At 41.6% G+C, this 18,435-nt stretch carries 13 protein-coding genes; 6 read left to right on the top strand and 7 right to left on the bottom strand.

All coding sequences use genetic code 11. The annotated features are described in order from the left end of the window. Positions 1-9: 9 nt before the first annotated feature. The gene (locus BLT30_RS13715) at positions 10-1,410 is read left to right on the top strand and encodes an MFS transporter (RefSeq protein ID WP_089874104.1); all 1,401 of its coding nucleotides are present in this window, start codon (positions 10-12) and stop codon (positions 1,408-1,410) included. An 83-nt stretch (positions 1,411-1,493) separates the two neighbouring features. Here BLT30_RS13715 and BLT30_RS13720 read toward each other — a convergent pair whose 3' ends face one another. The 3 genes from BLT30_RS13720 to BLT30_RS18375 all read right to left on the bottom strand — a co-directional run bounded on the left by BLT30_RS13720 (position 1,494) and on the right by BLT30_RS18375 (position 8,040). Then, positions 1,494-6,914 (bottom strand): N-6 DNA methylase, encoded by a 5,421-nt coding sequence (locus BLT30_RS13720; protein WP_089874105.1) that lies wholly within the window; start codon positions 6,912-6,914, stop codon positions 1,494-1,496. Further along, on the bottom strand, positions 6,901-7,338 hold the full coding sequence (locus BLT30_RS13725; protein ID WP_089874106.1) for a DUF1896 domain-containing protein: 438 nt from the start codon (positions 7,336-7,338) through the stop codon (positions 6,901-6,903). The genes BLT30_RS13720 and BLT30_RS13725 overlap by 14 nt, the downstream gene beginning before the upstream one ends. A gap of 309 nt (positions 7,339-7,647) precedes the next feature. Beyond that, the gene (locus BLT30_RS18375) at positions 7,648-8,040 is read right to left on the bottom strand and encodes an MT-A70 family methyltransferase (RefSeq protein WP_245707182.1); all 393 of its coding nucleotides are present in this window, start codon (positions 8,038-8,040) and stop codon (positions 7,648-7,650) included. 227 nt (positions 8,041-8,267) lie between these two features. Here BLT30_RS18375 and BLT30_RS13735 point away from each other — a divergent pair, with 227 nt between their 5' ends. Further along, positions 8,268-8,759, top strand: coding sequence for a Crp/Fnr family transcriptional regulator (locus tag BLT30_RS13735; protein ID WP_245707183.1), 492 nt, complete (start codon positions 8,268-8,270; stop codon positions 8,757-8,759). Positions 8,760-8,834: 75 nt separating this feature from the next. Then, positions 8,835-9,224: a RidA family protein gene (locus tag BLT30_RS13740; protein ID WP_089874108.1), complete on the top strand. Its 390-nt coding sequence runs from the start codon at positions 8,835-8,837 to the stop codon at positions 9,222-9,224. A 136-nt stretch (positions 9,225-9,360) separates the two neighbouring features. Here BLT30_RS13740 and BLT30_RS13745 read toward each other — a convergent pair whose 3' ends face one another. Next, entirely contained in the window at positions 9,361-10,221 is an 861-nt protein-coding gene (locus tag BLT30_RS13745; protein ID WP_089874109.1) for an AraC family transcriptional regulator, read from the bottom strand. 96 nt (positions 10,222-10,317) lie between these two features. Between BLT30_RS13745 and BLT30_RS13750 the strand changes: the two genes are divergently transcribed. From BLT30_RS13750 to BLT30_RS13760, 3 genes are read left to right on the top strand one after another with little or no spacing between them, the layout of a single operon-like run. Next, a complete protein-coding gene (locus tag BLT30_RS13750) occupies positions 10,318-12,228 on the top strand; it encodes a heavy metal translocating P-type ATPase (protein ID WP_175487195.1) in 1,911 nt (636 codons plus the stop codon). Continuing rightward, positions 12,228-12,848 (top strand): nitroreductase family protein, encoded by a 621-nt coding sequence (locus tag BLT30_RS13755; RefSeq protein WP_089874353.1) that lies wholly within the window; start codon positions 12,228-12,230, stop codon positions 12,846-12,848. The genes BLT30_RS13750 and BLT30_RS13755 overlap by 1 nt, the downstream gene beginning before the upstream one ends. A gap of 4 nt (positions 12,849-12,852) precedes the next feature. After that, entirely contained in the window at positions 12,853-13,791 is a 939-nt protein-coding gene (locus BLT30_RS13760; RefSeq protein WP_089874110.1) for a DUF4346 domain-containing protein, read from the top strand. A 145-nt stretch (positions 13,792-13,936) separates the two neighbouring features. Here BLT30_RS13760 and BLT30_RS13765 read toward each other — a convergent pair whose 3' ends face one another. Genes BLT30_RS13765 through BLT30_RS13775 form a run of 3 tightly spaced genes read right to left on the bottom strand, consistent with a single transcriptional unit; the run spans position 13,937 to position 18,385 of the window. Continuing rightward, the gene (locus BLT30_RS13765; RefSeq protein ID WP_089874111.1) at positions 13,937-14,818 is read right to left on the bottom strand and encodes an ORF6N domain-containing protein; all 882 of its coding nucleotides are present in this window, start codon (positions 14,816-14,818) and stop codon (positions 13,937-13,939) included. Continuing rightward, entirely contained in the window at positions 14,818-16,902 is a 2,085-nt protein-coding gene (locus BLT30_RS13770) for a type IA DNA topoisomerase (RefSeq protein ID WP_089874112.1), read from the bottom strand. The genes BLT30_RS13765 and BLT30_RS13770 overlap by 1 nt, the downstream gene beginning before the upstream one ends. Continuing rightward, positions 16,832-18,385 carry a DUF3945 domain-containing protein gene (locus BLT30_RS13775; RefSeq protein ID WP_089874113.1) on the bottom strand — a complete coding sequence of 518 codons (1,554 nt, stop codon included), beginning with the start codon at positions 18,383-18,385 and terminating at the stop codon, positions 16,832-16,834. The genes BLT30_RS13770 and BLT30_RS13775 overlap by 71 nt, the downstream gene beginning before the upstream one ends. Positions 18,386-18,435: the final 50 nt, after the last annotated feature.

The following is an 18,435-nucleotide window of genomic DNA, read 5'->3' on the forward strand; positions in this document are numbered from 1 at the left end:
ACATCATTTATGGCACAAAATTCTAACAGGTGGTTACAGCACCTCATTTTGCTTACAGCGCCATTGCTAACGGTAATAGATGTATTTATCGTGAACATTGCCATACCGTCCATTAAGCAAAGCCTGAACGCATCAGACAGCGAGGTGGAATTGGTAATTGCGTTCTATCTGTTAGGATATGCTTCCTTTATGGTTACAGGAAGCAGGGCTGGTGACATATTTGGAAGAAAAAAGATTTTCCTGTGGGGTATGTTTCTCTTTGTGCTTACTTCCTGTTTGTGCGGGATGGCAACGAGTGCAGAAATGCTGATTGCAGCAAGGTTTTTTCAGGGAGTAAGCGGGGCATTTATGATGCCGCAGGCATTGGCTTACGTTCAGGTACTTTTTCCCGAACCACAAGAACGCACCAAAGCAATCGGCTATGTGGGTATTACTTTGGGTACAGCTTCCGTATTGGGGCAGTTTTTAGGTGGCTATTTTTCAAGTTTGCAGACATTTATTGAGGGCTGGCGGTTTATCTTTTTCATCAATTTGCCCATCGGCATTATTGCCTTTGCCGCCGCAAAAAAATACCTCATCAATACCAAACTCAATTCCGAAGAAAAATTTGATTATTCGGGCGTAGTGCTGTTTACGCTGGCATTAGGCAGTCTGATATATCCGCTCACAGAGGGCAGGGAAAAAGGTTATCCCTTGTGGAGTGTTGCAATGATTGCATTTTCGCTGATACTGTTTTACATCTTCATCGTCAATCAAAAAAAGAAATTACAAAAAAAACAGCATCCCCTAATGGATATACGCTTGTTCAAAATCAGGGATTTTAATTTAGGCTTGGTATTGCTTACCTTTTATTTCGCAATGCACACGTCCTATTTGCTGGTGTCCACAATCTATTTTCAGAATGGGTTGCATCTTACATCATTTCAAACGGGAATATACTTTGCCATTTGGGGCAGTTGTTTTACGGTAGCTTCGTTTCTTTCCATTCGTTTGGTCAATGCCTATGGCAAAAGGCCCATACAATTTGGAGTAGCATTAATGATATTGGTGTATCTGCATCAACTTATTTATTTTGATAGCGAAGTAAGCCAGATAACACTATTAACCAACTTGCCATTGCTTGGTTTTGGTGGCGGTTTAGTGCTGCCGTCTTTAATCAACCTTACATTAAAAAACGTACCGCCACAATTTGTGGGCATCGCTTCGGGTACATACAACACAGCACAGCAAACGGCATCTTCATTAGGTATATGTTTGATAGGCGGTTTGTTTTTCAGCATTTCCAAAGCGACAAATGATTTCGTTTCAGCATACCATTACAGCGTATATGCTGAAATATTCTGCCTGCTCATTGCCTTTGTGATACTCTATTTCATTGAAGATTTTAAAAAGAAAAAGGTCACTGCATAAAATTCCAAACAAAATTCATTGACAGCTTGCGTGATGCGCTAATCAGGAGAATGGACGAACAGGGAGAAATTGAGCTTACACGATTACAGTACGCCTCTTGGCAAATGAATACCTTTTGTCCGTACAATATTCTCCGAATTATTTGGCGTTTCTTTCTGCTTTTCTACCTGCTCCGAAGGTTCTCCTTTAGTTTCCGGCGTAATGGATAACTGTATCTTTCGCTCAACGGCAGCCAGTTCCGTTTTAAGTTCGCTCAATCTGCTTTCTTTAGACCACGTACCGTTTACCACTTCCTGAAGAATGGGCAGGTCTTTTTGCATCTCCGCAATTTTCTTTTGTTCCTGCTCGATATAGCCGGGCAATTTCTCCAGTGCGTTAAGGAAGTTCATAGCCGCCAATTTTTCATCTTTAGCGATGATACCGTTATTGTAGGTGTATTTGATATTGCCCTCGCCCTGAATAAAGAAACGGTTATTCTTTTCTACAAGGCTACTACTGTCTTTTTGCGACATTTCCGTTTTTACCAAAAGCTGAAAACCGTAAAGGCTTCCGATTTCCTCATAATCTCCGCCTGTGCGGGCTTTTTCCGTAAGCTGGTTGAGTTTTGCGCCAATCTGTTTTATATCCGCATTGGGTGGTAAGCCGTCCAGCCTTACGGCATTTACGATTGTTCCGTCCGAATGTTTTTGGATACGCCCCTGCAGATTATTCCAATCAAGGCTCATTCGGTCAAAGCGGGATTGGGTTTTATCCAATTCTGCCGTATAGTCTTCCAGTTTATATTTCGCACTGAATTTGGAACGGTTAAACGCCTGCTTTTCACTTTCCAGCCCGGCAATCTGTTTTTCCAGTTTGGCTTTATCCAGAAGGTCCGTATTTCCTGAAAGGATGGCCACGTATTCCGAAAAGTTCATTCCCGATTTTTCGTCCATGCTACCCTCATCAATGGTACGTTTGCCGAGATTGTTGGTTTTTAATTGGTCTATAAAAAGTTGCTTGTTGTACAACAGGTTGAACTTGTAACTATCCAATGATTTTTCTACGGCATAGATAATCACATCTACTTTATTATCGGCAAAGAACTTGGCAATCTCATTGCCCTTTCTTACAGCTCTGCCATCACGTTGGGCAAGATCGCTTGGTCGCCACGGTGTATCCAGGTGATGTACGGCCACGGCTCTTTTCTGTGCATTTACGCCCGTTCCCAGCATACTTGTAGAACCGAACAGCACACGAATTCTCCCTTCGTTCATACCTTTGATAAGCTCCTTACGCTGCTTATCGGTTTTAGCTTCCTGTATAAAGCGGACTTCGTGTGCTGGTATGCCGTGGTCTTCTGTGAGCTTGCGTTTGATTTCGGAGTACACATTCCATTCGCCCGGCTTGTAGGTCCCCAAATCGGAGAAAACGAACTGTGTTCCTTTCTGTGCGTTGTATTGATTGTAATACTTGGCAATGTTTGCCGCACAATGTGAAGCCTTGTTATCGGGATGGTCTTCGTACCTGCCGCTTACCATTCGCATATCGAGCGACATCTTACGGGCGTAGTCCGTAGCGATGAGCATCTTTGCCTTTTCCTCACTTGCTGATAAAGCAGGTCTTCCCAACAGTTCCGCATTGCCCGTTTTGGCAAAATCCATCAGCTTTTTGATGAATACTTCCTGGTCGGGCGTAGGCGGTATGTTATACAGCACTTCGTTTTTATTCGGGCGGTCAATGCCTATATCTTTTGCCGTCCGGTAATCTGTGATTTCCGAATAGAATTGAGCCAGTTCCGGCACTTTGATAAAGTAGCGGAAGCGTTCTTTGGCTACGATATTGTTGGCCACCGAAAATTCATAATCAGTAGTTTTCCTTGCATAGATGGCTGCCCACGCATCAAAGGAATGAATGCCTTGTTTTTCCAATGCCCGTGGTCGCAGGTATTTGAACAGCAGATATAGTTCGGTAAGCGAATTGCTGATAGTTGTACCTGACAGAAAGGTAGCTCCCATATCCGCATTTGTGCGTTCCTGAATAGTACGGATAGCAAAGAGCAGGTTCAATGCTTTTTGGCTTCCGTCCACATTGCCCAATCCGGCTACCCTTGTATGCCTTGTGTTGAACATCAGGTTTTTGAATTGGTGGCTTTCATCAACGAACAAGTGGTCAATGCCCATCATCTTAAAATCCACCACATCATCTTTGCGGTTTTCAATATCGTGTTGCAGGGTTTTGAGCTTGACTTCGAGGTTTTCTTTCCGCTTGATTACTCCGGCAAGCATCCCCCTGGTCACTTCCTTTCCCTGTGCTTCCAATGCTTCGAGGTTACGCTCTACGCTGTCTAATTCTATTTGGAGTATTTCTTTTTGAATTTCGGGCGATTGTGGTATCATTCCGAATTGGTCGTGTGTCAGTATCACACAATCCCAATCGTTGTTTTTAATGTCGCCAAAAATCCGCAGGCGTTTTTGGGGCGTGAAATCTTCCTTGCCCGGAAACAGGATTTTTGCGTGAGGGTAAGCGGTACGATAGGCTTCCGCAATTTCGTGAACATTGCTTTTCAGCCCGATAATCATAGGTTTATGAGCTAACCCTAAACGCTTCATTTCCTGTGCAGCCGTACACATTACCAACGTTTTTCCTGCACCTACTTCGTGGTCGCAAATTGCCCCGTTGTTCAGCTTTATCATCCAAACGGTGTCCTTTTGGCTGGAATACAGGTCTTCAATACCCAATGCCTTACGGTCTAATCCCGGAAAGTCCTGATGGCTGCCGTCATAGTTCGGTCGAACGAAACAGTTAAACGTATCGTTGTATTGGTCGGTCAGCCTGTTTTTAAACTCATCGTTTTGGGCGTGAAGCCAATCGGTAAAGGCGGTACGGATTTCGTCAATCTTGGTGTTCGCCATTTGTATGGCTTCCATATCCCGTACTTTAACCTCTTGATCGCCAACCGTAATTTTTTTGGTAATATCAGGCGTGGTATTGACAAGGGCGTGTTTGAGCAGGGCAATCCCGTCAAACGTCCGGCTTTCTGCTTTGACAGCGTATTTTTCCCATATATGCAAATTCTTACGGTCGCACTTTACAGAAAAGTCATCGGAGCTTTCAGAGTAATGAACGAGTACATCTGTATCAAAAAGATGTGAAGCAAATCGGGCGTAAATGCCTGTGGGTATCCAGCGTTCGCCCAAATTAAAATCGAGTTCCTCAAATTCGATACGTCTTGGTCGGGCTTCTTCCAAGACCGTAAGGCTTGCTTTGGCTTCGGTATCGTCGGGATTGTTTTCAATGTAGGTTTGTATCTCCCTGGCTTTTTCCACTACATTACCCGCAATCCAGCGTTCGGATATTTCATATTCCTTTTGCAGAGGATTATAGTAAATACGACTGTGCAGGGCTTTTTTCAAAGCATCATCGGTCATACCGCTGATTTCGGACATATAGCCCAAATCCACGCTTCCGTATTTGTTCAGCGATGCTGCCAACGCTTCTTCGGGATTGTCCGTTGCTACGGTTACGGTCGAAAAACTTACAGGATGGCTGAATATATCCGCTTTGTGTGTTACACCACCAACCACACGTTCCAGATAAGGTATTTCCTTACCGGAACTATCCGTTTTAATGAGCTTAATATTATCGGCACTGTTGAGGTTGCCATATCTTTTGACAAAGGCATCATACAAACGGTTAAGGTTTTCCCTTTCTTCCTTGTATTCGGTCTGATGCTGTGCCTCTTTTGTGTAAAGCTGCTGGTAAACATCACGTACCGCAATGTAAGCCTCGGCTCTTGCTTTCTGCAAGGATGGCAATTGCAATGGATGGAACATTGCGGTGCTGTCTGATGTATTCACATTTTGAAGATGGCCTACCAAACCTCCATCCACAGCCAGGCAATCATTTCTATGGAACGTTTGCAGTAGGTCGCTGTACGGAGCAGGTTCGGGAATGGTATTACTTATATTTGGTTTTTCAACTTGTTGGTTTCCATTGATACTTGAAAACAGGTCGCCGATAATTTCCTGTTTTTCGCCATCGCCTGATGGGTTTTCATTGCTTGTTCGATTGCTAATAGGGGGCGTATAGGGTTGCTGCATCTCGCTACTGAACAGGTCGGGCTGGCGAACTATTGTGCCTCTTCTTTTATTAGTGCTTTGCGTTTTGGTTTGGATAGTTTTTTTAGGCGGAGCAAGAACCATTACAGGTTCGTTCGCATTTTCAAAAAGATCAAAAATGCTTAGCTGTTTTAATTCCTGTGGACTTTCCCGATTGCTTACCGGAACAGATAAAGGCTGTATGTCCTGTGGAATGATTACAGGTTCCAGAACCGGTGGGGTAACAGGGTTTTGTATTACGGGTTTATCATTCCGTTCGCCTTTATAAAGTTGTGTATCTAAATGGATGGAAAAATCTTCCATCAACTTTTGCTTCAAATCTTTGGCAATTCCGTCTACACCGCCTTCGTGCTCAAAAATAAGCGTAGGCTTTCCATAAGGATTTGTTCCTGTGTAGGACTTTGTATGAACGACAAGCACAGGATTGTCCAACAGGGAATTGGTTGATATTCCTTCCGAATTGGTGCGGGTATCACAAAAAAGCATTTCCCGTTTGGATAGCATTTTTTTTCCGATACGCTTTTGGAGGATGATCAAATCACTTCCGACCTCCGTACCTGCATATTCTGTAAAAAGATTATTGGGCAACCTGATGGCAGATACCAGCTTATGCTCTTTCATCAATGCTTCACGAATGGCAAGATTAGAAGGGCTGTTCAATACCCCTTGCGAAGTAATGAACGCCAGTACACCACCATCACGGAGCATATCGGTTCCTTTCAGAAAAAAGTAATTGTGTATGCTTCGGGCTGCCTGCACTTTTGCAGGGTCTTTACTTCGGGAATAAGAAAGGTCGAAGACGGAAGTATCGCCAAACGGAATGTTGCTGGCGATTACATCGTAACTATTTTTTTCCTTTTCGGGGATTTCTTCAAAACCGCTTATACGGATATTGCTTTCGGGATAAAGCTGTTTTAGGATTTTGCCCGTGAGTAAGTCCTTTTCATAAGCAGTAACATTGGCTTTCTGATTTTCCGAAAAAGATTGGATAAATGAGCCGGTACCTGCTGAGGGTTCAAGGAATGTATCAATGTTCAAACCGCTTTCACGCAACGTTTCGGAAATCGCATCTATGACCTGCGGCGGTGTATAAAAAGCCGTTAATACAGAGCTTTTCATACTATCCACGTATCTGCGGTATTGCTTATCGTCTGCTGAATTTTCTTTGAGTAGTTGGTGGAGTTCCTGCGTAAGCGGGAATAGGTCGTGTTCTGTCTTTCTCCAATGGTTGATGTCTATTTCATTCGCTATGGGGTTCAGCACGAATTTAAGACCGCCAAATCCACTGTATTGCAGCATGAGCAGTCTTTCGCCTACGGTGGCTTGCCGGTTCTCCTTTTCCAGTTTAAAGGCAATTCGCAGGGCATCAATGTTCTGTTGGAGATGTTGCTTTTTACTGAAGCCCATTTTCCTCTATCCATATGGCGATAGTTCCGGTTATTTCAGTATAGAGCAGGTCGTACTCTGTGTGATAAGCGAAGTCATCGGTTAGTTCATATCGTGCGAAAACAGGCTCGCAAACACGGAACATTTTCAAGGCGAACGGTCGCAGTTCCTCGTCTGCCATTATGGTATCGAACTCGTTGCAGACTACCTGAAATATGGTGTCGAATTTGGAGAAGTGCAGGTTTTCAAACAGAATATAATTCGCAATTTCATTGCATTGCTCGATAGCATTTCCCGAACTGAAAGCACCTTCATAGGCATTGGCTGCCCACGAGGAACGTTGCTCAACAAATTTTTGGTCGTTTGCTTTTTCGGGAAAGCTGGTATTTAATAATTCTTGCAGTCGTAACCTGAAATACGACAGGTCTTTTTTTTGTGTATCCATACTATAATTTTGTTTAGAATTTCACTTGAAATCTAAAATTATAGCAGTAGATAAAAGCCTTTGCAGAAGTGGCAGGGTTTGGCATTAGGAGGCAGGATTTGGCGTAACTTACTCTTCGGGGATCTCTATTGAATTATCTACTTCATTACCGAATACGTCCCATCCCTTAAAAATGTTTTCGTTATTGCAGGCTATAGGATTTTTCCTTGCAAAGAGTTCTACTCTGGTTACATCCCCAAACAGGCGAACAATACGTTTCCTTACCTCATCAGGTTTTTCAGAATGTCTGCCACGGGGAGTTATAATTACTTACGGAACATCTTTAGCACATCTTTTTAATGGTTTCCCTTTGGTAAACAGTAAGACTATTTCAGCATTTGCCCTGGTGTAATATCCCATCCCAACAAAAATCCTGTTATTGTTCATGTTAGTTTTTATCCATGTAAATGCAACTGTTTTATAGGTAAAGCCCCAAGACTTTCCGAGTTCCAATGCTTGTTCCAAACAAGGAAAAGTAGCCCACATCAACAGTACGCAATTTGGTTTACACAGTACATCAATGTTCATCCTTTTTAGAAAATCAGGTTTTTGGGTTTGATAATGACTTTCCGCACTTCTGCCTGCACCTTTCTTGCTCCAGACTTTATATTGCCAGGGCGGATCTGCATAAATGATGTCATATTTCTTAGCATTCTCCTTCACTTGATCTGTACTTTTTTGCTAAAGTATCAAGCAGAGTACGCAGGGATTTTAAAGTGGCAGGGTTTGGCTTTGAGTGGTAGGATTTGACGTAAGCAAGTTGATAACGAGGGTTTTAATTTCTATTTTTGCAACAATAAATGGAACATATTTAAATTACGGCCAAGATATTTATGAACAGAACTAATATTTTTACAGAGCAAGAATTTTTTGAACTTAAAGGAAGCCTTGTGTTGAAAAAGTTTTCCAAAGGAGATTTTATTATAAAAGAAAATGATTATGTGCAGGATGTTTACTTAATTTCATCCGGACTGGTAAAACTTTTTTATACAGATTATGATAGCAAAGAGCATATACTGTCTTTTGCTTTTGAAGATTGGTGGGAAACCGATTTTTCAGCATTTTACAATAAAGAGAGGGCGGTTTTCTCACTTCAATGCATTGAAGATACTGAGGCTTACAGTTTAAGCTATGATGATTTCTTTGCCGCTTGCCAAAATTTCACCCAATTAACCGATTACTTTTTGGCTAAATCAATAAGAGGTCACATTGCCAACCAAAAAAGAATTTTATCACTTCTTACTTTAAATCCAAAAGAAAGATATGAACTCTTTTTACAGATTTATCCATCATTAAGCCAAAGAATTTCTAAATCTGTACTTGCCTCCTATCTTGGAGTATCCAGAGAGACTTTGAGCAGGTTATATAAGCAACATAAATAGTGATTTCCGTCACAGCTGTTTCTCAAACATATTGATGAATTTTGTGCTGTAATTAATTTTTTGAATATAACAGCAATGGAGAAAAAAATCATCAATCCCTGGAAATGGCAAGATGCCAGAAATTATGTGCAGGCCGTAGAAGTAAAAAATGCAACAGGCACACTGTATGTTTCGGGACAAACAGCAATAAGCGATGACGGAATATCAAGTAATGAAGATATGCGGTCGCAACTAAAACAAACAATTGAAAATTTAGAAAAGGTGATTTATCAAGCGGAATATGAACTAAAAAATATCGTTAGGTTAAACATCTACACAACTTCGGCTTCAGAATTATTCCAAAATTTTGATATTATTAAAAACTGGGTTGTTCAAAATAAAATAAAGCAATCTTCAACAGTTTTAGAAGTAAAAAGTCTTTTTGAAACCCTGAAAGTTGAGTTAGAAGCTATAGTTGTAAAATAATTTTCGTACCCTTAAATAAGGCTAATCTTTACCTTTGAGTAAAAACTATATCTTATCAATTCAATCTCAATATTCATTCTTGAAAAGGCAAGTCATTTATTTAATAAGATTTTGATAGATCAAAGTTTTCGTATTATCAATGTTTCAGCTCATTTTTATATTGCCTGGCAGTTTTTCCGAACGCACCCTTAAACATCTTATTCAGGTGGCTTTCATCTGTGAAATTCAGTTCACCAGCGATTTCTGAAATGGTCAAATCGCTGAATTTAAGCCTAGTCTTGACCAGATTTAGTTTATAGCGGATAATGTATTCTTTGATGGTACTGCCTGTTTCATCTTTAAAATACCGGTTTAAATGGTCGGAAGACTTGCCAAAATGCGATGCTATGCTGCTTACTTTTAGCAGTTCGTTATCGTATATATGCTGCTGTATATAAGCGGTAATCTCGTGAACCCTGCTTTTGGGATTTTCCCTCTTTGAGAATATAGAAATATTCTCCTGGATGTTCCTTGCGATAAAATGGAGCAAGAGGAAAATAATGTCCTGAATAATGATTTCATCGAAGAACTGCCTTTTATTTTTTTCCTTGATAAGCTGGCCGATCAATGCTTTGAATATGCTTCTGTCCGAACTGGATATAACGCTGCCCTTAATGTTGTGATGGTTATGAAAGATGTATTCCAGTTGCTTATACAATTTGCCCACACCAGCCTCTGTATCATCTATCCTGCGGTTCCTTACAAAAAAACCTTTGGTAAAATCCACGATACAGAATTTGGTAGGCGTATTTACTTCAAAGGTGTGCTCATCATCGGGTGTAAGCAGGAAAACATCACCCTTTGAAAACGCAAACCGGTTGCTATTGATGTTATGTATTCCGGAACCATCCAGCACGTAGATCAGTTCAAAGAAATTGTGCTTATGCAAGCCGGAACTATTGTACGCTAATTCCTTGATCGTAATTTCTTTATCGGTAAATAACTGCAATGATTTCATACAGCAAAGCTACTGAAAAATATCGTTTTTTTACCTGTTTTTACCTATATATAAAAGGTAACTTTGCATAAATTTTTAAAGCGCATAATAAAACTGATGACAGAATTAACCGTAGATACCAAAATAAAATCGTCCTATACTGATATATGGGAAAAGCATAAATCAGCTATCCTGACAGCACTATGTTTGCTGTTCATTTTACTGGCTTGGTGGGCGGGCAAACAAAATATGTCCACCGTTGAAATTATCTTTTTTCTTTTAGCCTATGTGATAGGAGGCTATCAGAAAGCCATTGAGGGACTAAGCACACTTTTCAAAGAAAAGGATCTTGATGTTGACCTCCTAATGGTTGTCGCCGCTATCGGTGCGGTAGCGATAGGCTACTGGATGGACGGTGCGATATTGATATTCATTTTTTCCCTAAGTGGAACACTGGAAGAGTACACGATGGAAAAAACGAACAAGGATATTAAATCCATTATGAAACTTCGCCCCGAAGAAGCCGTGTTGCTTGAAAACGGAATGGAAAAAAACGTAAAGGTGGAAGACCTTAAAAAAGGTGATGTGATATTGGTCCGTCCGGGAGAACGCATCTCTGCAGACGGTATCATTGTCGGAGGATATTCGGCTATTAATGAAGCCTCCATTACCGGAGAGAGTATTCCTGCGGATAAGAAAACGGGCGACGAGGTTTTTTCGGGAACCATTAACGGTCAGGGGGCTTTGGAAATTGAAGTCAGCAAGCCCGCCGAGGAAACCGTGCTTTCCAAAATAATCCATCTGGTACAGGAAGCACAGAATGAAAAACCGCCAAGCCAGCAATTTGTCGAACGTTTTGAGGGCATATATGCAAAAGTTGTGGTAACGGTCGCGGTATTGTTAATGATTTTGCCACCTTACTTGTTCAACTGGACGTGGAACGACACCATATACCGGGCAATGATTTTTCTTGTGGTAGCTTCGCCCTGTGCCCTCGTGTCTTCCATTATGCCGGCTATGCTTTCGGGAATATCCAATGCAGCGAGAAAAGGCGTGCTGTTCAAAGGAGGTGTTCACCTTGAAAATATAGGCGGAGTGAAAGTGGTTGCCTTTGACAAGACCGGGACATTGACGTTTGGCAGGCCCAAAGTAATAGATGTTGTACCATTCACAGAAATGAGCGAACAGGAATTACTTCACCTTGCCGCTTCGGTAGAAACATTATCCGAACACCCCATAGCAAAAGCCATAGTCCGTGAGGCGAACAATCAGAAACTAAGTCTTTCCAAACCGGAAGAATTACAGGCTGTCCACGGCTTGGGGGTTCACGGTTATCTGGATGGCAAGGAATATAAAATCGGCAAAAGAGATATGCTTGCCGATATTTCCGTCAGCGACAAAGACCTGAAAAATGCCACTTTTCTTGAAGAGCAAGGTAAAACGGTCATCTTTATAGCTGCCGACGGAAACGCCATTGGCTTAATATCGGTTGAAGATACCATACGTCCACAGGCTAAAAAAGTAATAGAGGAACTGAAATCAAAAGGCATTAAAATCGCTTTATTGACGGGCGACACAAGCACAACAGGCAATGCGATAGCAAAGCAGGCAGGCATAGACGAAGTATATGCGGAACTGTTGCCTGAACAAAAAGTGGATACCATTAAACAACTGGAAAAAAAATACGGAAAGGTAGCAATGGTGGGCGACGGTGTGAATGATGCCCCAGCCTTGGCTACGGCATCTGTGGGCATAGCAATGGGCAGTGGTGGAACCGACGTGGCAATGGAAACGGCGGACATTATTTTAATGGCCGATAATATTGAGAACATTCCGTTTGCCATCAATCTTGGCCGCAGGGCAAGCCGTGTCATCAAACAAAACATTGTATTTGCCGTTGCCGTTGCGTTGACGCTGATTACCCTGAATTTTATAGGGCAAGGTCAGATAACGCTTCCGGAGGGCGTTGTGGGTCACGAGGGAAGTACGGTTTTGGTTATTTTAAGCGGGTTAAGACTATTGAGATGATGCAGGAGAAATATAATGTAGATCAGTTCAATGATATTCTTTTACGTAGGAGAAGCATATATCCTTATCAGTACATAAAGGGGAAAGCCATCCCCGATGAAGTTATTTGGCAAATACTCGAAAATGCCAACCGAGCACCTAACCACAAACAGACAGAGCCGTGGCGGTTTTCCGTTTTTTCAGGCGATGGACTAAAATTTTTCGGACAGTTACAGGCTGATATTTACAGGCAGTTTGCAGGCGACAATTACCAAGAGGACAGGTACAAAAAACTCATTGAATACCCGTTAATGTCCTCACACGTTATTGCTATCGGGATGAAAAGAAATGCTGCACATAAACTTCCCGAAATAGAGGAAATAGAAGCCGTAGCCTGCGCTGTTCAGAATATGTTCCTTAGTGTTACCGCTTACGATTTAGGGTGTTACTGGACAACAGCGGGCATTACCTATTTTGAGGAAGCAAAACCACATTTCGGTTTAGGTACCGAAGACAGGTTATTGGGATTTTTGTATATCGGTTATGTGGAAAAACGGGTAACTGCCATCTCAAAACGGCAACCGATAAGCAATAAGGTAAAATGGATTAACAGCATAAACGGGATAGAAATGCCCTTGTGATTGAATGAAAAAACTGATGCACTTTTTAGCCAGGATTTTCCCCAGCAATGAAGCGGGGGAAAATCCTGCTGCCGTAAAGATGTTTCACTTGATGACTAAGGTTAAAGAACGATTTAAAAGCCGAAGAACGGAAGCAGGTAATCAGTGGCCCCTATATCCAGGAAGTTATACGGTGATTAATGCACAGGCAAATATTGCTGTTTGCACACTAACTTCAGAAAATCTGATTGCTACCGAGGATTTACTCTCTAAAAACGTCGCCATAATCGGCACGGTAATGACCTCCAATTTGGGTATCGAGAAAATTATCCTCAACATCATTTCCAATCCCCACATCCGATATTTTTTGCTTTGCGGAAAAGAAAGCCCGATTTTCAAAGTAGGACAGGCATTCGACTGTTTATTTCATTACGGAGTAGATAAAGACAAGCGTATTATAAATGCTGATGGTTATTTTCCTGTACTGAACAATTTGCCGATGCAGAAAATAAACCATTTTCTAAAACAGGTCCATTTTATAAACCTTACAAATGAGAAGCAAGGGCACGTAATTTTGCAGGCTATTGATGACATAAAAGGTAAAAAAGAAATATTTAAAGATTTTACAGTTGGCGGCAGCGAGGGTTTAAAGGAAGAGGTCATTTCCGAAATTAAACCGGGTGGGCGAAGAATACCCTTAGATTATGACCAAAAAGGCTTTTTTGTGATTACCGTTGATAATCCCAAAAGAGAAATTACGGTTAAACATTATTACAAGGATAACCGTGCAGGATTTATGATTAAAGGGCATTCTTCTGAAGCTATCCTTTTAGCAATATTGGACAATGACCTGGTATCACAAATGAGCCACGCAGGTTATTTGGGTGCAGAATTGGCAAAAGCGGAAACCGCTATAAAACTTGGGTTAAAATACACACAAGACCAATCGTTAAAGAAAGGCTGAATTTCACTATGAATAATCAGGGCGTGTCCCTTTGTATTTTTTGATTAACCGCTGTGTGGTGGCAAAAAAGCGAACGGGTCAGGCTATCCGCTATATCTTTTGTTCGCAAAAACACGACAAAAGGATGCCGCTTCTATCCCTCACGCTATAATCCGTTCAAAAAACTAAGCATTTTACCTATCTCCGAATTTATCTTTGAAAAGGCAAACCATTTTTTGCCCAGGTCTTTGAGTGAAGCCCCTATATGATAGAGTTCTGTATGGTCAATAATTAAAAAACGATCATGGGCATCCGAGAATAGCTCGACTTCAATAGGCGGATATTGGCTATTGTAGCGTTGCAAGTCTAACCGTAGTTGATTACTGATGTTTTTGGTATAGATAGTGGCAGTTACATTGGCATTCCGTTTCCCCAACAAAGTCAGTACCGTGTCGTCCACATAATTATCCAACAGGATAATGGTGGTTTTGGCACGTCGGATAATATCGGAAACAAAGGCATAGGCATCAAAAATTTGACCATCATAAAAAATACCTTTTTCGCTTTGCAGTTTACCGCTTTCGAGGGCTTTAAAGATTTCCTCAAATTTTTGGTCGGCTTCCAATTGTTTCAGTTCAATCTTATCCAAACGATGAAATAAAGCAGAATTGCTGACAAGCATTCTTCGCATTTCCACGAAAGCATTCATTATCTCTATGCTTACGCTGATAGCAACCGTACTTTTTAGTACACCGGAAAGCATCGCTATACCTTGTTCCGTAAATACAAAGGGCAGGTATTTTCGGTGCTGACCTCTTCCTGCGTTTAAGGTCACAATTTGTGACCTTAAAACTTCCCACTCTTCGGGAGTAAGCTGAAAACAGAAATTTTCGGGGAAACGTTCGCTATTACGTTTTACTGCCTGATTGAAAACCTTTGTTTCTACCTGATAGATATTGGCGAGGTCAGTATCCAGCATTACCTGCTTTCCTCTGATACTGAAAATCTGGCTTTCGATTTCTTTTTGGGTAATGATATTGTTATCCATTATTTCTGTTTAGGTTTATTCTTTTCAAATTCAAAGGAAGTCTTATAATCTTCATTTAATACGATATAGGCATCGAATTTCTTTCCGGCTTTGCTCGTCATTCCTTTGATGAGATTGGTCCTACCCTTATTGACAAGGTTTTCAATATCTGCGATACCGATTTTAACCCCGCACACATTGCGGAACTGCACCCAACTACAAACTTCATCAGGACATTTAACAATCTTATCACGGATAATCAAATGCTGGCTTTTACATTTCGGGCAAACCAATTTGGGCAGGTTATTTCGGGCAATGGAAGTTTGCAGCAATTCATCGGTAATAGATGAAGCGTAATGTTCCATTTCCTTTTGGAACGCACCTGCATCCGCTTCGTTGTTTTCGATTTTTTGCAAAGCCAATTCCCATTCAGCAGTCATTGCCACATCTGCAATTTTACGGTCTTTGACCAATCCATATACCTGCAATCCCTTTTCGGTTGGTATCAAAGATTTCTTTTCCCTTTGGATATAATTTCGGGTAAACAGGGTTTCGATTATTGCGGCTCTTGTAGCCGGAGTACCGATACCGATATTTTGCAGGGCTTTCCGTTCGTCTTCATTTTCGATTTCCTTTCCGGCACTTTCCATAGCCGACAAAAGCCCTGCTTCGGTATAAAGCACAGGGGGTTTAGTTTTCTTTTCGAGAACGGAGGCTTCTTTTATTTTAAGTTCATCGCCTTTTTTCAGTTCGGGCAAATCCTGTAAAGGTTCGGTATCATCGTCCGTGAAACTTCCCTTAACGGAACGCCAGCCAGCTTCTATAACCTTACAGCCTTTTGCGGTAAAATCGTAATGCAATACCTGTAAACCGACATCGGTTAGCTCTTTGATACAGGCTTGTGAAAGGGCTTCGAGCAATCGAAAGGCAATCATATCATAAACGGCATTTTCCTTTGCGTTCAGTGCTGAAGGAATTTTGTCTGTAATCAATAATCCGTGGTGGTCTGTAACACGCAAATCGTTCACGATACGTTTATTGAAACGTCCCCATTTCATTTTTGATACGGTTTGCTTGCAGGCTTCCCTGTCCTGCAAAGCTCTCACGAGATTGGGAATTTCTGCCCACATATCTTCAGGAATGTATTTGCTTCCGGTGCGTGGGTAAGTGATAAACTTCTTTTCGTAAAGGCTTTGGGCAATGTTGAGGGTTTCTTCGGCAGAAAGGTTCAATTTTTTGTTGGCTTCCTTTTGCAAGCCCGTAAGGTCGAACAATAAGGGTGGTTGATCTGTAACGCTTTTGGTTTCTACTGATATAACAGTTGCCGCTCCATTTCGCTGAATGGCTTTAAGGGTATCATCAGCCTGCTTTTTATCTTCCCATTTGGTTTTGGAAAGGCTTTTAAAATCTATCAGCTCTTTGTTGTGCAACAACTGTACCTGCCAATAATTCTTAACCTTGAAATTCTTGTTTTCCAGATAGCGTTTGCATATCAAAGCCAGTGTAGGCGTTTGTACTCTTCCGAGCGAATAGATGCCATTGCCTGCGGCAATGCTCAACGCCTGTGTAGCATTAATACCCACAAGCCAATCGGCTCTGCTTCTGCCTTGTGCCGCCTGATGCAATCCGTCAAATACTGCCCCGTCTTTTAGATTATCAAAGCCTTGTTTTATAGCTTTTTCGGTAAGTGAACTAATCCAAAGGCGTTCAAAGGGCTTGTTACATTTCAGGTATTCGTAGATATAGCGAAATATCAATTCGCCCTCACGTCCTGCATCGGTAGCAACAATAATGCTGTTGCTACGGTTAAATAGTTGTTCGATGACTTTCAGTTGCTTTGATGCACCTGCATCGACTGTATAACCTTTGTCCTTTTTTACTTTCCGCACGGTCAGTAAAAAAGGGTTGGGAAGTATCGGCAAAGCAGCTTTGTCAAACCCCGAAATCCCGTAATCTTCGGGCATTCCCAATCCGATTAAATGACCGAATGCCCACGTAACAAAATAGCCGTTCCCTGTCAGGTAGCCGTCCTTTTTATCGGATGCTCCCACAAGTCCGGCTATTTCCCTTGCTACGCTTGGTTTTTCTGCAATGATTGTTTTCATATTGTACTACATTTTTTCTTCCTTTGGATTTTGCAGGAGTTTCGGGTTTTTCCTGTTGTTCTTGTTGCTTTTTGCTGTCAGGATTTTTCTGTCCTGTTTTCAAAGGCTCATTGATATTCTTGGTCGCTTCATTGGTTTTACCCTCCGAATTAACCGCTGTTTGGGTTTTATGGGTTTCAACAGGTTTTGCCTGTGCTTTGAGCTTATCAGGGTTTTGAAAAGAGAAATCTGTTTTTCCCGTTTCTTTGTTGAGCGTGATATAACCCTGGTATTTTTGCCCCTTTTTATCAATCAGTCCATCAACATAAACCGTTTGTCCAGCTTTGAATTTACCATATTGTTCATCGTCCAATTCTTTGCCTCTGAAAGTTCTTGGGGCTTCCTGCGGTTGGCTTTGCTGATTGGTTTGTTGATTGTTCTGCCCGTTGCTTTGCGTTTGCCTGTTAGCGTTGTTCCTGTCAAACAGGAACTCAACATAACGCTTGTCTGCATTGAACTGTACCGTTGCAGAAAATTCGGTTCCCTTTTTAGAAATCATTCCGTCCAATTGAAGCGGCTTGCCCTCCAGTAAGGTTTGCTTTTGTGCATCATCTAATTTCACACCTTTAATTTCATCGGGGATTTTTATTAAATCTTTCCTTAAAGCAATAAGCTCATTGGTCAGTCTGTCCACACTCACAATGGAGGGCATCATTTCACCTGTCTTGGAGTTTTTCAAATCAACTATACGTCCCATATTTCCTGTTTCAAGCAGGTTTTTTTTATCCTCCTCTGTAAACTTGTGTCCGAAAAACTCAAAATTCAGGTTGGGTTCTTTACGGATACCGTGTATCGCTGCTACAACCTGTCCGTCTTCGGTAGGCTGTAAAGACAAACGGGCATCGGTACGGACAATGGCGCCGCCCAGGTTTACGCTAACCGGCACAAGCTCGTTAGTCTTGTAGCCCCTTAGCAAAGGGTCTAACAAATTCATTTTTTCAAGGCGTTCTTTGCCCAATCCGAGATTGTTCATTGTTTCCCAATCAATCTGTTCCGGCTTAAAGCGGTATTCGCCTGTTTCCGGTGTTGCTTGTGTTGTTTCCATATCTTTTTTATTTTCTTGTTTTTGCTCCTGTTGAGGATCTATTTTTACTTCGTGCTCCTTCATCAGTTTTTCGCCTTCGGGAGTTGGTCTATCCACCTGCTTCTGCATCTCATTTGCCGTATCGATGGCAATAGGTGCTGGCACTTTGAAAAAGGAGAAGTTGGTAGGGTTCTTTAACTGGCTGAAGAAGTTGGAGAAGAAATTGGAAAAGATATCGCCGGACTTATCCACCCTCATAAACTGATTTTGGTTTTTTTTTGTGGGGTCAACGGTTTCCATTTTTCCGTTTTCATCAATGCTTTTTACTGCCTGAATTTTCTTTTTTTCTTTATCCAGCACCAACAATATGTCCGATAGTTGTTCTGGCATTTCCTGTTTATTTGTTGTTTCTTCACTCATAACTTGAAAAATTTTAAAGTTTTGTGCCGAAAGTAAGAGAAGCGTTCACT

The sequence above is a fragment of the Epilithonimonas hungarica genome, assembly GCF_900102265.1.
Classification (GTDB): domain Bacteria; phylum Bacteroidota; class Bacteroidia; order Flavobacteriales; family Weeksellaceae; genus Epilithonimonas; species Epilithonimonas hungarica.

Coding starts and splice junctions, on each gene's coding strand:
- BLT30_RS13715 (WP_089874104.1), top strand. CDS start 10: ATGGCACAAAATTCTAACAGGTGGTTACAGCACCTCATTTTGCTTACA.
- BLT30_RS13720 (WP_089874105.1), bottom strand. CDS start 6,914: ATGGGCTTCAGTAAAAAGCAACATCTCCAACAGAACATTGATGCCCTG.
- BLT30_RS13725 (WP_089874106.1), bottom strand. CDS start 7,338: ATGGATACACAAAAAAAAGACCTGTCGTATTTCAGGTTACGACTGCAA.
- BLT30_RS13740 (WP_089874108.1), top strand. CDS start 8,835: ATGGAGAAAAAAATCATCAATCCCTGGAAATGGCAAGATGCCAGAAAT.
- BLT30_RS13745 (WP_089874109.1), bottom strand. CDS start 10,221: ATGAAATCATTGCAGTTATTTACCGATAAAGAAATTACGATCAAGGAA.
- BLT30_RS13750 (WP_175487195.1), top strand. CDS start 10,318: ATGACAGAATTAACCGTAGATACCAAAATAAAATCGTCCTATACTGAT.
- BLT30_RS13755 (WP_089874353.1), top strand. CDS start 12,228: ATGCAGGAGAAATATAATGTAGATCAGTTCAATGATATTCTTTTACGT.
- BLT30_RS13760 (WP_089874110.1), top strand. CDS start 12,853: ATGAAAAAACTGATGCACTTTTTAGCCAGGATTTTCCCCAGCAATGAA.
- BLT30_RS13765 (WP_089874111.1), bottom strand. CDS start 14,818: ATGGATAACAATATCATTACCCAAAAAGAAATCGAAAGCCAGATTTTC.
- BLT30_RS13770 (WP_089874112.1), bottom strand. CDS start 16,902: ATGAAAACAATCATTGCAGAAAAACCAAGCGTAGCAAGGGAAATAGCC.
- BLT30_RS13775 (WP_089874113.1), bottom strand. CDS start 18,385: ATGAGTGAAGAAACAACAAATAAACAGGAAATGCCAGAACAACTATCG.